The organism is Photobacterium profundum (genome assembly GCF_003026285.1).
Lineage (GTDB): Bacteria > Pseudomonadota > Gammaproteobacteria > Enterobacterales > Vibrionaceae > Photobacterium > Photobacterium profundum.
The window spans coordinates 61311-82888 of sequence record NZ_PYOD01000004.1 but is presented as its reverse complement, the minus strand read 5'-3'; the positions used below and the strand labels follow the sequence as shown (position 1 = coordinate 82888).

Here is a 21578-nt window from a genome sequence, read left to right as displayed (position 1 = left end):
AATAATGAAACAATACGGCTTTTATATCGATTCAAGCAAATGCACTGGCTGTAAAACATGTCAGCTATCTTGCAAAGATAACAAAGACTTAGATATCGGCGTGAACTACCGCCGCATCTATGAATACGCAGGCGGCAACTGGATTAAAGATGGTGATACCTTCCGTCAGGATGTGTACTCATACTACCTTTCAATCGCTTGTAACCATTGTGACGAACCTGCTTGTACCAAAGTATGCCCAAGTGGCGCTATGCACAAACGTGAAGACGGCTTCGTGATTGTCGATGAAGATGTTTGCATCGGCTGTAAATACTGTGAAATGGCCTGCCCATACGGCGCACCTCAGTACAATGAAGAAAAAGGTCACATGACCAAGTGTGACGGCTGTTACGAACGTGTTGGTCAAGGGCTAGAGCCAATCTGTGTTGGGTCTTGTCCACTGCGGGCACTGGAGTTTGGTCCGATAGCGGAATTGCGTGAAAAATACGGTACAAATGCAGATGTTGCTCCTTTACCGTCATCACTAACAACAAAACCAAACATTGTCATTAAGCTGAACCGAAATGCGCGTCCGACGGATGATCAAACCGGTCACTTGGCAAATCCGAAGGAGGTATAACATGGCTTGGCATGAATGGCCGTTGATTCTATTCACGGTATTAGCACAAACCGCAGTGGGTGCATTCTTACTGCTTGGCTGCATTATCTTGGCAGGCAAACTGTGTATCGGTGAAAGTGACCGCTTACATAAAAACATGTTTTTCATTTGGGTCTTAATGGGCCTAGGTTTCATGGCATCTACCGTGCACCTTGGCAGCCCATTACGCGCGATGAATGCTTTGAACCAAGTGGGCAGTTCATGGCTGTCTAATGAGATCTTCACGGGCAGCTTGTTCTTTGCTGCGGGTGGTTTCTATTGGCTACTGGAAGTACTCGACAAAGGCGCAGAGTCGTTACGTAAAGCTTTATTGGTGATTGCTATGATCATTGGTGTGAGCTTCATGTACTCGATGATCAAAGTGTACCTTATCGACACAGTGCCAACATGGGACACCGTCTACACGCCAATGGCATTTATCTTAACAACCATTATTTCTGGTCTGATTTTCGGTCACATGCTACTGACTGCTTCTGATCATAAGATGGCAGCCTTAGATAATGCACTACCGTTATTTGGTGCGATCGCGGTTGCCGTCAGTGTGATTGCAACTGTTAGCCAAATGATTTCACTGGGTGACATTAATACTGCCATCGTATCAGCGTCTGATTTGATCCCTGACATGATGCAGTTACAAATCTTACGTGTGGGACTTTTACTAGCAGCCCTTGGCGTCTGGTTTGTACCTCGCTTGATGGTAAGCCGTCCAGGTGTACCTGTGATGCTACTTAGCTTCATCTTGGTATTCTCGTCAGAATTAGTGAGCCGTGGCATGTTCTACGGTCTGCACATGACGGTTGGTATGTAATAATATTATTTGAAACATAAAAGGGAAGTCGCACTGACTTCCCTTTTCTTTTACTGCGACCTTAGCTTATACCAAATCCATTAATTATCTGACCATAATCGCATTCGGTGCACTTGTACGGAGTAATGACAATACCACTGTCAACGATGCCCCTATCACAAGTACAGCTCCTAAGTTTTGTACCATACCAGCCACTGCTAACAGACCACCCAGCATCAAGTAATAACCTAAACCAAATAATGCCCCCGCCGTACCAGCAACCGTTTTGTAATCGGCTAATGCATGCGCCAAAATATTCGGAATTGCGACGCCAAAACCCATGACCACCAGCATCATTGGCAATAAGAATATCGGGTAGCCAAACCACAGCTGAGATTGCGTTACAAAAACACCAACACTGCCGATTAAGGCTGTGCCACTTGCCAGCTTCACCAAAGAATACGCCGACAAACCTCGTGCCAATAACCGCTTATTCAGCATACTGCCCAGTAACGATCCCAGTGCCAACGCAATACCGCTGTAGCCAAAAGCTTCAGACGACAAACTAAGATGTGAAAACAAAAACGGGGCTAATCCGTAATAACCAAACAACATCAGGTTGAATAACGCCACCAAACCCGCACTGCGCCATAACGCACCGTCACGAATCATCTTACGGGCAATTATCCCCACCGAAACTGACTGCACAACCTCAGGACGAGTTTCGGGTAAGTAAACCAAAGAGATACTCCATAACACAAATGCCAACGCCATTACCGCAACAAATACGCCGACATAACCCCAAGTGCTTGCCAGCACACTACCACTCATTAAGCCGACCACAGGACTAATGGCAATACCCATGCCCATTAGTGAGAACACCTTGCCCAGTTCAGAACCTTGATAGCTATCACGCAGCATGGTCTGTGTGACCACCGACCCTACAGCGGCACCAAACGCAGAGACAATGCGTGCAATCAATACAACATCAAACGAGGTCGCTACAACCGCCAATCCGGCGCCAACCCCATAGGTCAATAAACCCGCTAACATCGCTCGTCGTCGGCCGATTACATCTGACATGCGTCCCCAGAAGACCACACCAAAGGCAAACGCAATAAAATAGACAGATAAGGTTTGTGCAGCCGTCTGAAAAGAGACATTAAATGCCTCTGCAATGTGTGGCAACACTGGGCTGTAAATGGTTTCCACTATTTGCGGAAACATCATTAACGCCACCACTAACCACGTACTCGGTTTTCTGTTCATGTTCAATTTCTCATCAGTGTTTCAATGAGGGGTACTTTACCGAGTTAAGCGCCTAGCCATTACAAACATAAAGACAATAAACATCAAAATAAGGACAACATAAGCACGGTAAGAATGACGGACAAAAAACCAATTATTGTGTAGTAAAGGAGTAGAAAATCGCAGAAATTGATACTAAACCAATCACAATTACAAACACGTTGCTTAATGCGCCTGAGTATTTGCGCATCGCTGGCACTTTCTTTATTGCGTACATTGGCATGATGAACAACAGCATGGCAATTATTGGACCGCCAAGGCTTTCGATCATACCTAGAATACTAGGGTTGATAGTAGCAACAGCCCATGTCGTCAGTAGCATGAAAAAGGCAGTACACGCATTCAACATTTTTGGTGCAACAGTTTTGTCGTGGCTACGCGCCATCTTAACCACAAGGCCATTCAAACCTTCGCTAGCACCTATGTAGTGACCCAAAAAAGATTTTGTAATTGCAATTATAGCCACCACAGGAGCCGCATAAGCGATCATTGGTGTATCAAAGTGATTTGCCAAGTAAGTCAGAATAGAAACATTCTGCGCTTTTGCTTCTGCCAAGTTTGCAGGAGATAAACTTAGTACACAGCTGAACACGAAGAACATCACTGTTGCAACCATCATAATATGACTGCGTACAAGGATACGTGAACATTGAGATTCGGCATTCGCACCGTATTCTTTTTGTTTTGCAACCGCAAAAGATGAGATCACTGGCGAGTGGTTAAACGAAAAGACCATTACTGGCAGAATTAACCACACCGCCATTATAGTTGCAGTATAACTGCCGTCGACTGGCATCACGTTATCGAAAATCGCACCGTTCCAGTAAGGTACTAAGTACATGGCGAGCATCAACAATACCGCCACGAATGGGAATACCAATACACTCATGACTTTGATGATCAATTGTTCACCCAAACGCACAACAGCCATTAATACTAAGATAAGGCCAAATGCAAGGAGGGCACGGGCGGGCGGTTCAACATTCAATTGATTAACCATGAAACTTTCAACCGTGTTGGTTAACGCTACGCTGTAAACCAGTAAAATAGGATAAATCGCAAAGAAGTACAGTAGAGTAATCACTTTACCCATTCCTACGCCAAAATGTTCTTCTACCACTTCTGTGATGTTAGCCCCTGGGTTCGCGCTTGATAATACAAAACGTGTCATGCCGCGGTGAGCAAAAAAGGTCATCGGAAGTGCAAGCACAGCCATCATAAGCAATGGGATTAGCCCCCCAACCCCAGCATTGATAGGAAGGAATAATGTACCCGCCCCCACGGCAGTACCGTATAAGCCAAGCCCCCATACGGTGTCGCTTTTACTCCAGCCTAATTTGTCTGCGCTGTTTGCTGAAGTATTAGCAATATTATTTTTGATGGTTCCCATGATAGATATCTCCGTTACATACCAGGTTAGCGAGAAAATGCTCGGCTGAGCACTTGAAAATGATTATTCGTACGAGCTGTGAGAGGCCAAGAAATTTATGGCATAATTCCGATAAAAACGTGATATATAACCTTAAATGAAATTTCTCATTGATAGAGGAAGTTATTTTATTAACTCAACTTTTATTTTGAACATAATCTCGAACCATTGCAGAGACAATCAATAATGAAATAAATAGATCAAGGGGAATCATCAAGTTCATATCGAAATTCATCACACCTATAAAAATTGTTCTTACACACAGTGACGCAGCAAGTAGCTGAGATATCATTATAAAAAAACAAATTAAAACACTTTTATCTTGCCCATTAAATTTCAAGGTGAAAAATAAAAATAAAATCGACAATAAAGCAGGAGAATAACTAATAAATACACTCATAACACCTCCAAGGTATACACAATAAGTATCAAGCAGCAAGAAATAAGAAATAAGAAATAAAACACGAACTATATTTCCAATTGAACACCAAGTTCAACAAGATGATCCTTAGGTATTTTAAGCTTTTCAGATGTTCTTAACGCATTTTTACTTAAGAACACAAACATTCTCGCCTTTGCATCATGAAGTACATTGATTTCTTTTATTTTAATTCTTTCTGATGAAACAAAGAAAACAGTCTCATCCAAATGAAAATATAACTTACTCAAATAACATGAATATAATGCACTTTCAATGTCTGGTTCTTCTTTATAGCCATAATAAGCGGTTACCGACCAAAATGTAGGTGAAATTTGTTTTACTTTGACTCTCTTCATTGGATGGATTCTTGGTTTTTCATCATAGATACACGTGAGAAATACCACTCTTTCATGAAGCACTTTATTATGTTGTATATTATTAAGAAGAGACTGAGGAACATACCCCTCCTCTCGCGATAGATAGACCGCAGTCCCCTTCACTCTTGAAGTGAACTTTCTTTCAAGAGAATAAGCAACCGCCTCGGCTGAATGGCTCATTTTAGCTTTACTTACAAGTTTGCTTTTTTCATCTTTCCATAACCACATTAATGAAAAAACACATAACCCTATTACTATAGGTAACCAGCCACCATTTTCAATTTTTAACGTGGTAGACAAAAATAAAGGAAGATCAATACATAACATTAAAATCATAACCTGTACAACAATAGGCTGAGACCATTTCCATTTATTCATCGCAACCAATGAGAATAGTATCGATGTAACCATCATTGTCAGTGTAACCGCTATCCCATAAGCAGCAGCAAGATTATTAGAGTGTTGAAAAATAAGTATGACAATAACAACTGAAATAAATAGAAAGAAATTAGCTATTGGGACATAAATTTGACCTATTTCATTATGAGATGTGTGAAGAACACGAACCGGTGGTAAGTAACCATAATTTATTGCTTGTCTCGTTATAGAAAACATACTGGATATAACGGCCTGGGATGCAATAACTGTTGCGACCGTTGATAATATTACTAGAGGTAACATTAGAGATTTTGGAGCCAATAAAAAAAACGGATTCGAAATATTACTTGAGTCAGTTAAAATCAATGCCCCTTGACCATAATAATTTAAAACCAGGCTTGGCATAATAAGAGTAAACCAAGCCATTTTTATTGGTTCAATACCAAAGTGCCCCATATCTGCATATAGAGCTTCAACTCCTGTAACAGCTAGTACCACTACTGATAATGTATAGATCGTGAATAGCTTATGATTAAAAATAAACTCCACGGCAAACTTTGGATTTACGGCATTAAATACAATCGGGTTATCAGCAATACTTCTAACACCCAATAATGCGATGGTTAAAAACCAAAGAACCATAATAGGTGAAAATAGTTTACCTATTTTTTCAGTACCATAAGACTGAATAGCAAATAGCAATAATATCATTGTAAGTGCTATCGGCATGATATACGGCGATAATTTTTTAGTTACCACTTCAACGCCTTCGACAGCTGATAGCACAGACATCGCAGGTGTTATGATAGCCTCCCCAAAAAAGAACCCTGTTGCTAACATACCGAGGGTAAGAATACATTTCTTCATCATGCCATGAGTTTGCTGCATCGCTAATGATGAAAGAGTAAGAATACCACCTTCGCCATTGTTGTTTACCCTTGTAACTAATAATAAATACTTAGTAGAAACAACAAGAACAAACATCCAAAAGATTAACGAGAGCACACCTAACACATTGGCCTGATTGACTACAAGGCTATGTTGACCATGAAAAGCAGCCTTGAAAGCATATAGAGGACTTGTACCAATATCGCCGTATACAACGCCAACTGAAAGTAATGACATCCCAAATAATGACTTTTTTTTATTCTTCATAAATGATCCCGTTAGCAAAGCCCCACTAAAACTATGCCTGATGAACAACCTATCACTGACTTTTAACGGGTTTATATTAAAGGGATGTATTTCAAAATAGTGTAAAGATTAGGGAGCTTTGTATAAAGATGATATAAAGATCCCTACATTAGTGGTCAGATAATAATCGATAACCTACTCCGGTTTCCGTAATAAGGTACTTAGGTTGGGCTGGCACAGCCTCAATTTTATGTCTTAACTGTGCAACATGCACTCTGACATAATGAGAATGTTCACTATAATTATCTCCCCATACATCTTTAAGTATCTGTTTATGCGTTAAAACCTTTCCCATATTTTTAGCTAACAGAGTAACAATTTTATACTCTGTTGGAGTGACATGAAGTAATTCGTCATCACGCGTTATTTGCTGCATGACTAAATCAATCGTAATATTGCCAAACCTATACTCTGTGATGTCTTGTTGCTCAGAACTTGTTACCCACCTTAAAGCAACACGAATACGCGCTAGTAACTCTTCACTTCCAAATGGTTTGGTGAGATAGTCATTTGCTCCAACATCAAGCGCCTGTACCTTTTCAGATTCCTTATCCCGAGCAGAAATAACAATAATTGGTGTTTCAGTCCACGTACGTAATTGTCGTGTAAAATCAAGACCATCAGTATCAGGTAAACCAAGATCTAACAAAATCAGATTGGGTTTCCAATTAACAACATGCCATAAACCATCTTTTCCATTGTCGGCTGATTTAACATCATAGCCATGTCCTGATGTAAGAATACTTAAAAACCGCTGAATAGGTTTTTCATCTTCAATTATCAGTATTTTGAACTGTTCGTTATTGCTCATATAAATCACCAACCTCTAATTTTCCACATGGAATTTGGACGGTAAAAACCGTTCCTCCACCTTCTCTGTGGGCCACTGTAATATCACCAAAATGAGCAGAGACGATAACCTTACAGATCGCCAGCCCCAACCCCGTGCCTTTTTTTGTTGAGTTACCAACCCGATAAAAGCGACCAAATATATAGGGTATTGATTCATCCGGTATACCAATACCTCTATCCTTTATTGTTAATGTAAACATGCCTTTATCATAGTTTGCATCTATATCAATTTGCGTACCTACATCACTATACTTAGCTGCATTCTCAACAAGGTTTGCAAAAACATGTTCCAATAAGGCACTATCAACCTCAATCAGCATAGGAGGGATATCTATGCGAAAGGAGTGTTTATTAATTATAATTTCCACACGTTTTAATGCACTTCCTATAATTTCTTCAGGATCAAACCAGTCCGTTTTTGGTATCAGTTTATCTGAGGTATATCTTGTGATATCAAGTAACTTTGAAAGACTTCGGTTTAAACTGTAGCCTTCATTGGCTATCGACTCTAGCAGTTCTTGTTGAACGGCTTGTGGCAAAGAAATAGTCTTATCTGTAAGTGTCGTCGATGAACCTATAATACTACCGAGCGGTGTCTTTAAATCATGGGAGACTGAGGCTAAGAGTGTATTGCGCATTCCTTCTAAATCATTTAATCGCTTAGCCCTTACCAAGTTAACATTCACCTCTGCCCTTGCTAAAGATAATGTCAGCAAGGGAAGTATAATCGATATAATCGGCTCTCCACCTTTGTTCTTCAGCAACAAAAATCCAAATGTATTGTCACCATCGATTAAGGGGAAGAGCGTCATCGAGGCAGATACATCTATCTTATTGGCTTTTGATTTTTTATGTTTTAAAACAATGGGGCGATAGTCTTTATCACGTAATGACTTATGACTAGAAACTAACTGTATTGTCTCTCTTATCAGCCATATCTGGCCATGCAACTGGTTATTTTTATCTAAAAAGTTAAGGGATGCCTGCGCAATACTTTGACTATCATTGCATGAGGCTAAACGGACAGCCAGTTGATAATTAGCTTCATGCATTTTTTTTAGAAATGTTGTTTTTTGTATTTCTTTTTTTTGCGACTGTGTTATTTTTATAGCGAACACCCCACTAAATACCATGACAGCAAAAGTAATTATATGCTTTGTCTCTGTTAACATAAACGAGTTATATTCAGGGATAATGAAATAATGAAAAGCCATAATACTAAGTAAAGTGATAATCGACGTTGTCACAGCTGAAAAAATGTAAACCGTACATATATTCAACAACAAAAACAACATGGCAACATCAGATTCAACCATCACCGACTTAAATTTAACACCTATATATATTACTACGAAATAAATCGAAATGAATACCATAGTAATCAACAGGTTTTTTTTAATATTGTCACCTGTTCTTATATTTATTTCTTTTTTTTGTTTCATGGTAATAGTTCATTAAAGAAGGCGACATACAACTTATACCTAACTTAATTTCTTATCAAATTAATTTATGACTGTTGTTGCCAGAATTTTAAGGTTAAATTTATGAAAATCATCGATGCAAATAGTGCTGTTGCAAATGTCGCTTATAAGCTTAACGAACTGATCGCTATATATCCTATTACTCCCAGCTCTCCAATGGCTGAAGAATGTGAAACATGGTCATCTAAGAAGAAAAAAAATCTTTTTGGCGACATTCCAAACGTTATAGAAATGCAATCAGAATCAGGTGCTATTGCTACTGTTCATGGCGGCCTAATGACTGGCGCCTTAGCAACATCCTTTACTTCATCACAAGGTTTATTGTTGATGATCCCATCGCTCTATAAATTGGCTGGCGAGCTAACTCCGTTCGTTTTGCATGTTGCAGCCCGTTCAGTCGCGACACATTCACTGTCTATTTTTGCCGATCACTCTGATGTTATGGCAGTTAGACAAACAGGTTGTGCGATGCTTTGCGCTTCAAACGTACAAGAGGCTCAAGATTTTGCTTTTATCTCAACAGTTACATCATTAAAGACACGCCTTCCTTTTATTCATTTTTTTGATGGTTTCAAGACCTCACACGAAATCACATCTATTGATCCGCTTCTAGATGCTGAAATGATGGCGATGTATCCTAAAGGTGCACTGTCATCACACCGTTCAAGAGCATTATCACCGGATCGCCCATCAATTAGGGGAACAAGCTCAAACCCAGATACCTTCTTTCAAGCAAGAGAAGCTTCTAATCCGTTTTATCTTGATTGCCCTTCAATTCTACAAGATACCATGAGTGCATTTGCTAGCCAGACAGGAAGAAGCTATAAACTTGTTGAATACTACGGTCACTTTTCTGCTCAAGACGTTATTATTGCAATGGGATCTGCAATTGGCACAATCAAAGAAACGATTGATAGATTACTTTCTCAAAATAAAAAAGTCGGCGTCGTCATCATTAGGTTATTCAGACCGTTTCCTTCTGAATTTCTATTAAATGAGATTCCGTCTTCGGTAAAAAATATTGCAGTGCTAGACCGAACCAAAGAGCCTGGCTCTCAAGGTGAGCCTCTTTATTTAGATGTTATTGCTGCATTATATGAATCATTCGCATTAGGTAAGAAAAAAGTCATGCCTAATGTGATAGCGGCCCGCTATGGTTTGGCATCGAAAGAATTTACACCATCGCATGTGAAAGGTATATTTGATGAACTAAGCAAAGAAAAAAAACATCAAAAAAGACGCTTTTCTGTAGGTATTAATGATGATGTTACTCATCAGAGCTTATGTTATCCCCCTTTCGACATTACATATAAAGGTCGGACCAATATCCTAATGTATGGGTTTGGTAGTGACGGAACAGTGAGTGCTGCTAAAAGTACCTTAAAGATTATCGGTCACCAAAGAGATATACACGTCAAAGGTAACTTTGAATATGACTCGAAGAAAGCAGGCGGCATAACTGCATCACACCTAAGGCTAGACACATCCCCTATTCATTCAACATACTTAATTGATAGCGCAGAGATCATATCTCTCTCGCGATTAGAGTTTGCTCAATCGATTAACATCGATAATCAACTTACAATCCATGGTAAGTTAATAATAAATACTGCATTTACGCAGAATACATTATGGCATTATCTGCCAGAAACATTACAAAAAACGATTATACAAAATAAAATAACTGTTTACTCTATTGATGCATCTAATATCGCAAAAAAATATAACTTAGGTCTTAAGGTAAATACCGTTATGCAGACTGCCTTATTTTCATTAATTAATAATATTAACCATGACCAAGCAACTAAAACGTTAATACTTACAATAAGAAAACGGTTCAGTAATAAAGGGGAGGATGTAATAAAAAGAAATATTTCGGCTATTAATGAAACCTCTTCAGCCTTAATTAAAAATGACTTTCTCGGTATGCCCATTGGTATAAAAAGTCGAACAACAACCTCAATGCCTAATGCACCCGATTCCTTTAATAACATCAATGCAAAAATACTGGCGGGAGAAGGAAATAATCTACCTGTTTCAATCTTTCCTCCCGATGGAGTCTGGCCAACAAATACTGCTAAATATGAGAAAAGAAATATTGCCGAATCATTACCGTTCTGGCGAGAAGATCTTTGTACTCAGTGCGGCCTATGCGTCATCGTATGCCCTCATGCTGCGATAAGAGCTAAAACCATTGATGAATGTGACCCCCAAAAAATAGAAAACGGCTTAAAAATTGTTGCTGCAAAATCACGAGATAAAAAAGGCAAATATTATTCCTTACAAGTATCACCTGATGACTGTACTGGCTGTGAACTTTGCAGCAAGGTTTGTCCAGCTAAAGACCGAGCAGATAAAAATGTTAAATCATTGATGATGGTCGATAAAAGTCTGACTTACGATGATGAAAAAGGCAGGTTTGAAGTATTTAATACTCTGCCTTGTGAGAGTATCTATCAGCAAAGTCGAATTGATGTTAAATCATTACAGACCGTAGAACCGCTCTTTGAATACCCAAGTGCTTGTTCTGGATGCGGTGAAACAGCCTACATCAAAGTACTCACACAACTTTATGGAGACCGACTATTAATTGCTAACGCCACCGGATGCTCTTCCATCTTTGGCGGTAACCTTCCTACAACCCCTTATGCTACAAACGATCAAGGAAAAGGACCTGCATGGGCCAACTCTTTGTTCGAGGATAATGCTGAATTCGGGCTAGGTTTTAAGCTCTCTATTGATATACAAAAGGATAAGGCAACAAGGTTACTTACCAAATCAGAACGACTGTCTGTTCATCTACCTTCTCAGGTACAAATGGCCATTAATCAGTTCGCCCCAACTGGCAATAAGGTCTCTATAGCACAACAACGTGAAGCTATAGAACAAATCAAAACGTGGATAGATCATCATGATGAGCAAAATAGCCACCAAGAACTTCTCGATGTTATTGATACATTAGTAGAGAAAACGGTATGGATAGTAGGCGGCGATGGTTGGGCTTATGATATCGGATACGGAGGGTTAGACCATGTCTTGCGTTCAGGTAAAAACGTAAATGTACTCGTGCTTGATACGCAGTGCTATGCAAATACCGGAGGGCAAAAATCCAAAGCAACACCATTAGGGGCAACCGCGAAATTATGCTCGCAACCAAACCTATTACCCGCAAAGCAACTCTCAACCCAGTACACAAATCACAAAAATATTTTTGTTGCACAAATTGCTCTTGGCGCCAACATGAATCAAACAATAAAAGCACTAAAAGAAGCCGCAGACTATAATGGACCATCGTTAGTTGTTGCATATTCTCCTTGTATTGAGCACGGATACGACCTTAAACATAGTATTAAACACACAAAATTAGTCGAAAAAACAGGGCTATGGCCAATATTTACTATTAAACCAGAAACCACTCAAGAAAGTGCAGCTACAAATAGTCCAGAAAAAGTAAAACTGGTTGAGAATGAACAACGCTATTTTATGTTTAAACAAAATAAAAATATAACCTAATTAAGACTATCAATTTTCTCTGGCTTTATTGAAAATACTCAACAATCCCTCATAGCCAACCTATTATACAGGTTGGCTATTTAACTTATGCTTACAAACACAACCATCATTGAAAAAACTATACCTACCCGCTAAAAGTATTACGCAGTAGCCGGTGTCATTTCGGCTTTCAGATCTTTCTTCAAGATTTTACCTGTGGCACTCATCGGCAACTGCTGACGAATTTCAACACTACGCGGGTACTTAAAGGCGGCAAACTGTACTTTCCCCCACTCGTGCAAGGCGTCGGCTTCAATGACCGAACCTTCTTTTAGTACTACATAGGCTTTAATTTCTTCGCCATATTCTTCACTGGGAATACCAATAACAGCCACCATAGCAACATCAGGGTGTGTCATAAAGACTTCTTCAATTTCTCGAGGATACACATTAAAGCCCCCACGAATAATTAAATCTTTAACACGATCGACAATAAAAAGGTTACCTTCTTCATCGAACTTGCCGATGTCACCGGTATAAAACCAGCCATTAACAATGGATGCTTCAGTTGCATCAGGTCTATTCAAATAGCCTTTCATTACATTGTGACCACGAATAACGACTTCGCCTGTATCCCCTTGCTTTGCCTTATTGCCTTGTAGATCCATTAACTGGATTTCAACACCTTGAACAGGTTGCCCAACCGAGCCAGGAATACGCTCTGCATCGAGGTGATTAAAACACGCGATTGGGCTGGTTTCAGACAGTCCATACCCTTCTAAAATCGGCACATCAAACTTACTCTCGAAGGTATGAATCACTTCTGTCGGTAATGATGCGCCCCCACTAATCGCTAATCGTAACGACGATACATCACTATCACTCTGGCAATGGTTCAAACCAATATACATAGTGGGTACACCAGCAAAAATCGACACATTATGTTTTTCAATTAGCTGTAAGACATCAGCAGCCTCAAACCTCGGCACCATCACTAAGGTTGCACCAATCAGGATCCCCGCATTCATATGAACGGTCTGCCCAAAGGAGTGGAATAATGGCAGCGTTACCAAATGCACATCACCGCCATTGCCTGCCATTAAGTTCTCGGCAATAAACGCATTCGACATCATATTACTCTGGGTGAGTTCAGCCCCTTTTGGTAAGCCAGTGGTACCAGAGGTATACAAAATAACGGCTGTATCATCTGCTTGACGAATAACGTAATCTTCCAGCGCTACACATTCCTGCAAAAATGCGGTTAATGTAGGTTGCCCATCGAAACTGAGTTGACCTTGATCTGCTGTCATCACAATCATCTTTTCACAATGATCTACTTGATTAAATGCAGCAATTCCTTCTTTTGCCATGGGTAATGCGCTATTGCCTTCAAAACAAAAAAAGAACTTCGCATCTGAATCTTCAAGGTGATATTTGATCTCTCGTTCACGCAACAACACATTTAGCGGCACGACGACTGCACCTGCTTTTTGAATGCCGTAATACACCAAAGGGAAGAAGGGTAAATTAGGGCAGCTCAACGCAACACGATCACCAGGTTGAATTCCATTATCGATTAACCCACTTGCAATCTTGCCAGCCATCGCATCAAACTGCGCGTAAGTCATCTGGGTATCACCGCAAATTAAGGCTACTTTGTCTGGTTTACAACTCGCGTTTCTCTGTAATGCAGCAGCAAGATTCATCATTGTTAAGTCCCTTTAGGTCATATTGAGTAGAGCGTTTTAAATCGATCCATGCATTTATTCGTCAGTACAAAAACAAACATAGTCAGTACAAACGCAAATATAGTGAGTCCAAAACAACATCACTTAAAATAAACACGCGTTTGAAATTTAATATGCAGTCTAATTACTAACCAGCACCCTTCACTTAGTCAACGTACTTCCGCCAAATTGTTAACGATTTGTGATCACGCTTTCATTAATACGTCACTTACCTCTTGAGCCTAAAAATAGCACAACCAAAACACTACCCAGCAATCAGACACAAAAAAGCCAGCGCATTACTGCACTGGCTCTTCCTACATATTAGTAACAAATCACCTAGGTGACTTGCTCTGATAAGCGGCTAATAAATTACAATACGATACCCGCAAAAATCAGTCCAAAGATGATACTGAACACCATGCTTAGTAAGCCCGGCATCATAAAGCTATGGTTGAAAATATACTTACCAATTCTGGTGGTACCAGTACGGTCGAAATCAATCGACGCGATAATTGGACCATAGTTTGGAATGAAGAAATACCCGTTCACGGCAACGAAAGTTGCAATGATTACTGTCGGTGGTAGACCCAAAGTAATTGCCACAGGTACTAATACAGCTGTTGTTGCGCCTTGGCTGTTCACCATTACTGATAAGCCAAACAACGCAAACGCAAATGTCCACGGTGCTACTTCTACTAGGCCTGATACAGCATCTTTCACCATATCACCATGCCCAGCAATAAAGGTATCACCCAACCATGCGATACCAAAAATCGCTACAATCGCGCGCATACCGGCATGGAACACCGAGCCTTGAGTAATCGCATAGCCATCTGGTTTACAGATTAGAATGATCAAAGCCGCAATCGACAGCATTACGATTTCAATCGTGTGCGCCATTCCCATTGGGTGGCCATCAAAGCTAGGACGTAAAGATGGAAGCGCACCCATCAGCACCACAATCAATGAGCCAAACAAGAACAACGATACCGCTTTTTTCGCTTCTGGTTGAATCACTAAATCCTCAACCTTTACCTCTTTTTCCATTTCTTTACGGTATACAGGATCTTGTAAGCGACGTTGGTATTCTGGATCGTCTTTCAGTTCTTTACCCAATTTATTCACGATCACACACGCTGACGCTAAGCCCAGCATCGTTGATGGAATAGTCACCAATAATACATCAGCTAGCGTAATACCTTGCGGCTCTAAGAATGCGACAAGTGCCACCACAGCAGCCGCAATCGGGCTAGCAACAATAGCAAATTGTGAGGCAATAACCGCCATACCCATAGGACGCTCAGGACGAATACCACTACGACGGCTCACTTCCGCGATAACAGGTAATACTGAATAAGCTACGTGACCAGTACCTGCCATCATAGTGAAGAAGTAAGTAACAATCGGCGCAATAAAAGTGATGTGACGAGGGTTTTTACGCAGAATATTAGAGGCAATTTTGATCAAAAAATCCAAACCACCCGCCGCTTGCATTGAAGCCGCAGCAGCCACAACCGCCATGATCATCAACATTACATCGATTGGTGGGCTGGTTGGTTGCATACCAAATACAAAACTCAGTATGGCTAAACCCACACCGCCCATGACACCTAACCCGATACCACCAATCCGTGCACCAATTAAGATACAAACCAGTACAATTAAAAATTCAACAACAAACACATCAATCTCCCTGATGACTACGTTTAAAATAAATTCAAGTTGCACATGATATTGAGTTCATAAACGTAATTATCAGCCATTCATCACACAAATAAAAATAAACTATACTTTTCAAGTGGTTAATTTTGCAATTATTATTTAACTGTTACCAATCGGTGATTAAAGCACATACACCCTGTAAATAAATTCGACAATTTAATTACAACTAGATCATTTCCGTGATCGCAGGCAGTAATGACAATAAAGTCATGCAGCCTAAGCTGACATTAAAAGCACGCTGCTTCAAAGAAGTATTTAAATATTGATTAATCCAGCGCCCGACTCCCGCCCAGCAAGTATTTGCAAACAAGCCAAATACAGTGAACACCACGACAATATTGAATACAGATAACCAATAATGGCTTGGCAAACTATAACTGGTTACTAGTGCCAATGATCCCATCCACGCTTTAATATTGCCTAACTGGAATAACATTGCCTGTTTCATTGATAACGGCTTTCCCGTACTTCCACTTTTACCTTTCGTACTAAAGCACATCAATTTCACCACCAACCAGAGCATGTAACCTAACCCTAAAAACTGTAATACACGGTAAAGTTCCGGATACTGTTTAAGGGCAAATGCCCCTCCACCCGCGCATAATAGTACTAGACCAATAACACCAATGCGGATCCCAACCAGATGACGCAGCGACTGACGTATACCAAATTGAGCACCAGAGCTTGCCAATAGAAAGTTATTGGGCCCCGGTGTCATCGCTGTAACGAAAGCAAACACACTCATCGCAGGCAATAAATCCCATACTGTACTCATATTTCATTCCTTCACACTTCGCCATTTTTATATAACGAGCGTAACGAAATATTATGGCATTCACCTATTGTTCATGCGTCACCATAACAATTCTTCTATTTCTTTCTTATTAAGCCTTATCTATCCTATATTCAGTATTTAAATGTACCCCTACCGAAGGTGACAATGTTCATTCCTGATATCTCTAACCGTACAGGCCCTAAATTTATGGCATTGGCTGATGCGTTAACTGAAGCCATTGAAAGCAATGAATTAGCAATAAACATGAAATTGCCACCGCAGCGTATATTGTCATATCGCCTTGGAGTAACAGTCGGTACGGTTACCCGCGCTTATCAGGAATTAGAACTAAGAGGATTGATTGAGCCAAAAGTGGGTAGTGGTACCTATGTAAAAGATAGGCAATCTGAGCAACAAACCTTTTATCACCCTGTAACGTCTCAAGAAGGCATTGATCTCGCCATTTGTCGTCCACTGTTGCTAAGCCAACAACAGCACTTATCGACTATTCTGCAAGACTTATCTCATGAGCCCACAGCACAAAAAGCCGTACTCGATTATTACAGTGCCGAAGGATTACACGGGCATAATAGAACTTTGCAACAGTGGCTAAGCAATCGCCTGAACGTTGATATTGATAATCGCCGACTAATTTGGACATACGGTGGTCAGCATAGCTTAGCCATTATTTTACAGTCACTTTCTCGCCCTAAAGAAACCATTCTCGTTGAAGGATTATGTTACGCAGAATTCATCAATGCCTGCCAGCAGGCAGAACGTAAATTAGTGCCAGTACAATTGGATGAGGCGGGCATTGTTCCTGAAGATTTAGAGCTACACTGCAAACGCCACAAACCACGGCTACTCTATTTAACCCCCGCAATTCAAAACCCAACGGGCACACAAATTAACGACAGTCGTCGTCTAAAGATCATCGAAATTTGTCGTCGGTATAACGTTTTAATCATTGAGGATGATGTGTTGTATTGCCCACCCAGCCATCGTAAAACACCGTTGGTTGCAATAGCCCCCGACATCACTATTTATGTTGGTAGTTTTTCTAAATATTTTGCCGGAGGGTTACGGGTCGGTTATCTCATCATGCCGCTAACGCTAAAAGATACCTTACAGCGAACATTACGTGCCAATTGCATGCACATTAGCCCATTAATGATCGATCTCGTTTGTCGCTGGCTAACCAATGGGGCAATGGAAGCCGTTGATAAAGAAATCGCACTTGAGCTAAGTGCACGACATCGGCTATTCAATCAGTACTTCCCATCACAGAATAATGCAGTTATTCCCGGGTTTAACTGTTGGATCACCTTACCTGAGCCATTAACAGGTTATGGCTTTAGCAAGCAACTACGCAATAAAGGGATTCATGTTCGCGAAGCAGAAATGTTTGCAGTAGGTCGATACCCTGTACCAGCGGCAATACGTATATCACTCACCGGTCCTGCTAGCCGTAGCCAACTCAAAACAGGCTTGGCAATCATTAAAGAACAAATCGCTGTGGCAAAACAACGCTAAGTGCAATCGGTGGAGCCATGAAAAAAGCCAATCAGTTTATTTCTGACTAGCTTTTCATCTTTTAGTATTCCAAGTCTACAATACCGCTACTTTGCGCCGACCTGCACCTTAAAATCAAATTGATAGAAATCACTACGGCAAATTGCTGAACCATATTCCAGTACATGACCTAACTTATCAAAGCTTCTTAAAGTGATTTTCATCAAAGGAAAACCATGGAAGATTTCTAGCATCTTTGCTTCTTCCTCTGTCGGCTCATAAATACTCAGAGAATATTCTTGGGTATGCGGTTCAATATCTCGGCTTCGCCAATATGAGTACAGCGATCCCTCAAGTAGTTCAGGACGAGGAAGGTAACGTTCAGGAATAAACATCGTCTCAATCGATACAGGTACGTTATCGGCAAGGCGAACGCGTTTAATTTTAGCAATCGTGTCGTCAGCTTTCAGTTCAAGAGGAGTACTTAATTCGGAACTACAAACGATTAACTCACGCACCAACCAACGGTTCGCAGCCACCCCTTGTAATTGTAACTGAGACGAAAAACCACCACCCGATAAGTTATAGTGAATTGGCAAACTAACCATCGTGCCTTTTCCATGCTTTTTCACCACTAAACCTTGCTCTAGTAATTCCGCCAGAGCCTTTACCACCGTTACCCGCGACACACCTAGCCCGATAGCCAACTTCCGTTCTGAAGGCAATACGCTGCCATGAACCAACAACTTTTCAGATATCGCTATTTCTATACCCTGCTTAAGTTGCAGGTATAACGGGGTAGATGATTGAGGATCCAACTGTTCATTCACCAAAGCTATTAATTGCTGTTCCACCCTTACCGCCATATATGTTGTGAGATATTTCAAAGAACCTACCCAATAATAACAAAGAGTGGGCGCCAAATCACACTGGTATTATAAAGGAGTATAACTGGACTCAATCTGGACTTATCATAATTCTAGATAACAATTTATAATCTGGAGATATACCCATGCCCCTCACCGACAAGCTTCACCAAAACCTGCTGGAAAAGAAAATATTGGGCAGCCTATATGGACAAGCCATTGGTGACGCTATGGGCATGCCTTCTGAACTATGGACGAAAAGCAAAGTCACCAGCTATTTCGGCTGGATTGATGACTTCTTACCAGGTCCAGAAGAAAATATTGCCGCTAACGAATTCAAGGCTGGAGAATTTACAGATGATACCAGCCAATGTGTCGCCTTGATGGATGCGATTATCGAAGCTGACGGTCAAATCCAGCCAGCATTAGTCGCCAAGCATCTAATTGCCTGGGCACACCGTATTAATGCATTCGAGAAAAACATCCTCGGCCCTACCTCAAAGTCAGCGTTGAATTCAATAACGCAGGGCATCCCCTTTGAAAAAATTGAAGCCAATGGCGTCACAAACGGCTCAGCAATGCGCATTGCACCTGTTGGCTGTTTATTGGCCACGAACAATAAAGAAGACTTTGCAGAAGGAGTACGATTATCGTGCCTTCCGACTCATAAATCTGATATTGCCATTGCTGGTGCCAGTGTTATTGCATGGGCAATCAGCCGAGCAATAGAAGGTATTAGCTGGCAAAAAATTAAAGATGAAATCATACCGTTAGCCAATGATATTCAACGCCAGAACGAGTCCACATTCAGTCCACTTTTGGGTCGACGCATCCGCTACGCTCTATATGTAGTGGAAAGCCAGCATGATAAAATTGCAGCCCTGACCGATCTCTATGAGCTTGTAGGTTCAGGAATGGACATTATTGAATCCGTTCCAACGGCTATTGCCTTGGTTGAACTTGCCGAAACTAACCCGATGAAATGCGCTGAACTTGCAGCCAATTTAGGCGGTGATACCGATACAATCGGTGCCATGGCAACGGCTATTTGTGGTGCTATTCATGGTATAGACGCCTTTGAAAACATACATATCCAGCTAATAAATACTGCAAACAACATCGACTTTGCCCCATACGCCCAAGCATTAGCAGCATATCGCATAGCCCATACCAACTAGGAAGGATATCGCAATGAACAGTAAAGACACCGCATCAGGGAGCTACAACCAGGTGGCAGACACCGAAACCAGTATCGACGATCTAGGTATTGACCTTGTTCCACCTAGCCAACAAACCAAAAAGCCAGCGGAGTTATTTTTCGTTTGGTGTGCCGCTAACATTGGTGTACTGGGCGTCGTTTACGGCGCGATCATTGTGTCATTTGGTCTCTCTTTTTTCCAATCCGTATTGGCTGCTATTGTTGGTGTTGCCTCATTTTCTTTAGTGGGTATTTCGAGTATTGCAGGTAAAATTGGTCGTACAACTACCCTTACGTTGTCACGATCCAGCTTTGGTAAAAGAGGAAATATTGCACCCACCGCTTTTTGCTGGGTCAACTTAATGGGTTGGGAGGCAGTGAATATCATCACTGGTACGCTTACCCTTGCCGCTTTATTTGCAGCTCTTGGTTTTGAAGAAACCACCATTATCACAGCGCTGTCTTTGGTACTCTTTGGTGGGCTTACTGTTGTCGTGAGTATGCTCGGTCAAAATACCGTGCTATTTATGCAAAAGTGGATCACGCGCACCTTCGGTGCAATGACACTCTTTGTCGTTTTATACCTAATGGCAACCGCAGACTGGGCTGTAATAATGGCACTCCCATCAGGAAGTTGGATCACAGGTTTCTTACCTGCAGTTTCTATCATTGCCGCGGGTACAGGAATAAGTTGGGCAATTGCAGGGGCTGACTACAGCCGTGATCAAAGCCCTTCTTCAAGTAAAAAAGATATTTTCACCTCGGTTGTAGGTGGAGCTGGACTACCCCTGATCTTGTTGATGTTTACAGGTATTCTATTAACCGCACAAATTCCTGATTTAGCATCGAATGAAAATCCAATTTCAGCGATTGGACGCTTACTTCCTTCTTGGATGGCTATTCCTTACCTAGCCGCTGCAACAGCGGGAATAGTAACAATTGCAGTACTGAGTTTGTATTCAGCTAGCCTTAACTTGCTAAGTATGGGAATCAAGCTTAAGCAACGTACGGCAATCGCGCTTGATGCTGTGCTTGTGTTAGGTATCGCGCTCTATGTTCTATTTGTATCGGGTGATTTCCTTGGTCCCTTTATCTCATTCTTAGTTTTCTGCGGTGTTTTCCTTGCGGCTTGGGCGGCGATATTCATTACTGATTTCTACACTAAGCATCAACAAGCAGGATACAGCGAAGAAGAGTTGTATGGAGAAACAGGCACAATTAAACCAACGTTACTTTGCTGGATAGCTGGTTCTATCTCAGGCTTGATGGTGACAAATACTGGTTTTATCGATGGTCCATTTGCTGTCGGTATTTTTGCTGATTCGAGTTTGGGGCTCTTTGTTTCATTCATTGTTAGCATGGTGCTTTACCGCATCACTCTAAAAACAACACGTTAAG

General features: G+C 41.0%; 16 protein-coding genes. 6 read left to right on the top strand and 10 right to left on the bottom strand.

Translation table 11 applies throughout. The features are described 5' to 3' along the window. Positions 1-4 precede the first annotated feature (4 nt). Both C9J48_RS12460 and C9J48_RS12455 read left to right on the top strand, forming a co-directional pair. On the top strand, positions 5-619 hold the full coding sequence (locus tag C9J48_RS12460) for a DMSO/selenate family reductase complex B subunit (RefSeq protein WP_006230520.1): 615 nt from the start codon (positions 5-7) through the stop codon (positions 617-619). Between the two features lies 1 nt (position 620). Next, positions 621-1466, top strand: a complete 846-nt coding sequence (locus C9J48_RS12455) for a dimethyl sulfoxide reductase anchor subunit family protein (RefSeq protein ID WP_006230521.1) — start codon at positions 621-623, stop codon at positions 1464-1466. A gap of 84 nt (positions 1467-1550) precedes the next feature. On the opposite strand, the gene C9J48_RS12450 is transcribed toward C9J48_RS12455, so the two are convergent. From C9J48_RS12450 to C9J48_RS12425, 6 genes are all read right to left on the bottom strand, one after another. Beyond that, positions 1551-2714 carry a multidrug effflux MFS transporter gene (locus C9J48_RS12450; RefSeq protein ID WP_006230522.1) on the bottom strand — a complete coding sequence of 388 codons (1164 nt, stop codon included), beginning with the start codon at positions 2712-2714 and terminating at the stop codon, positions 1551-1553. Between the two features lie 133 nt (positions 2715-2847). Further along, on the bottom strand, positions 2848-4143 hold the full coding sequence (locus C9J48_RS12445; protein WP_006230523.1) for a serine/threonine transporter: 1296 nt from the start codon (positions 4141-4143) through the stop codon (positions 2848-2850). A gap of 175 nt (positions 4144-4318) precedes the next feature. Beyond that, the gene (locus C9J48_RS12440) at positions 4319-4582 is read right to left on the bottom strand and encodes a hypothetical protein (RefSeq protein WP_006230524.1); all 264 of its coding nucleotides are present in this window, start codon (positions 4580-4582) and stop codon (positions 4319-4321) included. Between the two features lie 68 nt (positions 4583-4650). Further along, positions 4651-6513, bottom strand: a complete 1863-nt coding sequence (locus C9J48_RS12435) for a potassium transporter Kup (protein ID WP_006230525.1) — start codon at positions 6511-6513, stop codon at positions 4651-4653. Positions 6514-6661: 148 nt separating this feature from the next. Then, positions 6662-7363 carry a response regulator gene (locus tag C9J48_RS12430; protein WP_006230526.1) on the bottom strand — a complete coding sequence of 234 codons (702 nt, stop codon included), beginning with the start codon at positions 7361-7363 and terminating at the stop codon, positions 6662-6664. Then, entirely contained in the window at positions 7353-8846 is a 1494-nt protein-coding gene (locus C9J48_RS12425) for a sensor histidine kinase (RefSeq protein WP_006230527.1), read from the bottom strand. Before C9J48_RS12425 ends, C9J48_RS12430 begins: the two co-directional genes overlap by 11 nt. Positions 8847-8948: 102 nt before the next feature. Between C9J48_RS12425 and nifJ the strand changes: the two genes are divergently transcribed. Next, positions 8949-12398: a pyruvate:ferredoxin (flavodoxin) oxidoreductase gene (gene nifJ / locus C9J48_RS12420; RefSeq protein ID WP_006230528.1), complete on the top strand. Its 3450-nt coding sequence runs from the start codon at positions 8949-8951 to the stop codon at positions 12396-12398. A gap of 140 nt (positions 12399-12538) precedes the next feature. Here nifJ and C9J48_RS12415 read toward each other — a convergent pair whose 3' ends face one another. From C9J48_RS12415 to C9J48_RS12405, 3 genes are all read right to left on the bottom strand, one after another. Next, a complete protein-coding gene (locus tag C9J48_RS12415) occupies positions 12539-14086 on the bottom strand; it encodes a long-chain-fatty-acid--CoA ligase (RefSeq protein ID WP_006230529.1) in 1548 nt (515 codons plus the stop codon). A 390-nt stretch (positions 14087-14476) separates the two neighbouring features. Then, positions 14477-15790, bottom strand: coding sequence for an anaerobic C4-dicarboxylate transporter family protein (locus C9J48_RS12410; RefSeq protein WP_006230530.1), 1314 nt, complete (start codon positions 15788-15790; stop codon positions 14477-14479). A gap of 205 nt (positions 15791-15995) precedes the next feature. Next, complete coding sequence (locus C9J48_RS12405) at positions 15996-16604, bottom strand: LysE family translocator (protein ID WP_006230531.1); 609 nt, start codon at positions 16602-16604, stop codon at positions 15996-15998. Positions 16605-16769: 165 nt separating this feature from the next. On the opposite strand from C9J48_RS12405, the gene C9J48_RS12400 reads away from it, so the two are divergent. Continuing rightward, on the top strand, positions 16770-18137 hold the full coding sequence (locus C9J48_RS12400; RefSeq protein ID WP_006230532.1) for an aminotransferase-like domain-containing protein: 1368 nt from the start codon (positions 16770-16772) through the stop codon (positions 18135-18137). Between the two features lie 86 nt (positions 18138-18223). Here C9J48_RS12400 and C9J48_RS12395 read toward each other — a convergent pair whose 3' ends face one another. Next, positions 18224-18970 carry a GntR family transcriptional regulator gene (locus C9J48_RS12395; RefSeq protein WP_006230533.1) on the bottom strand — a complete coding sequence of 249 codons (747 nt, stop codon included), beginning with the start codon at positions 18968-18970 and terminating at the stop codon, positions 18224-18226. A gap of 158 nt (positions 18971-19128) precedes the next feature. On the opposite strand from C9J48_RS12395, the gene C9J48_RS12390 reads away from it, so the two are divergent. Then, a complete protein-coding gene (locus C9J48_RS12390) occupies positions 19129-20160 on the top strand; it encodes an ADP-ribosylglycohydrolase family protein (protein ID WP_006230534.1) in 1032 nt (343 codons plus the stop codon). A gap of 13 nt (positions 20161-20173) precedes the next feature. Beyond that, on the top strand, positions 20174-21577 hold the full coding sequence (locus C9J48_RS12385) for a purine-cytosine permease family protein (protein WP_006230535.1): 1404 nt from the start codon (positions 20174-20176) through the stop codon (positions 21575-21577). The last annotated feature ends 1 nt before the right edge of the window (position 21578 follow it).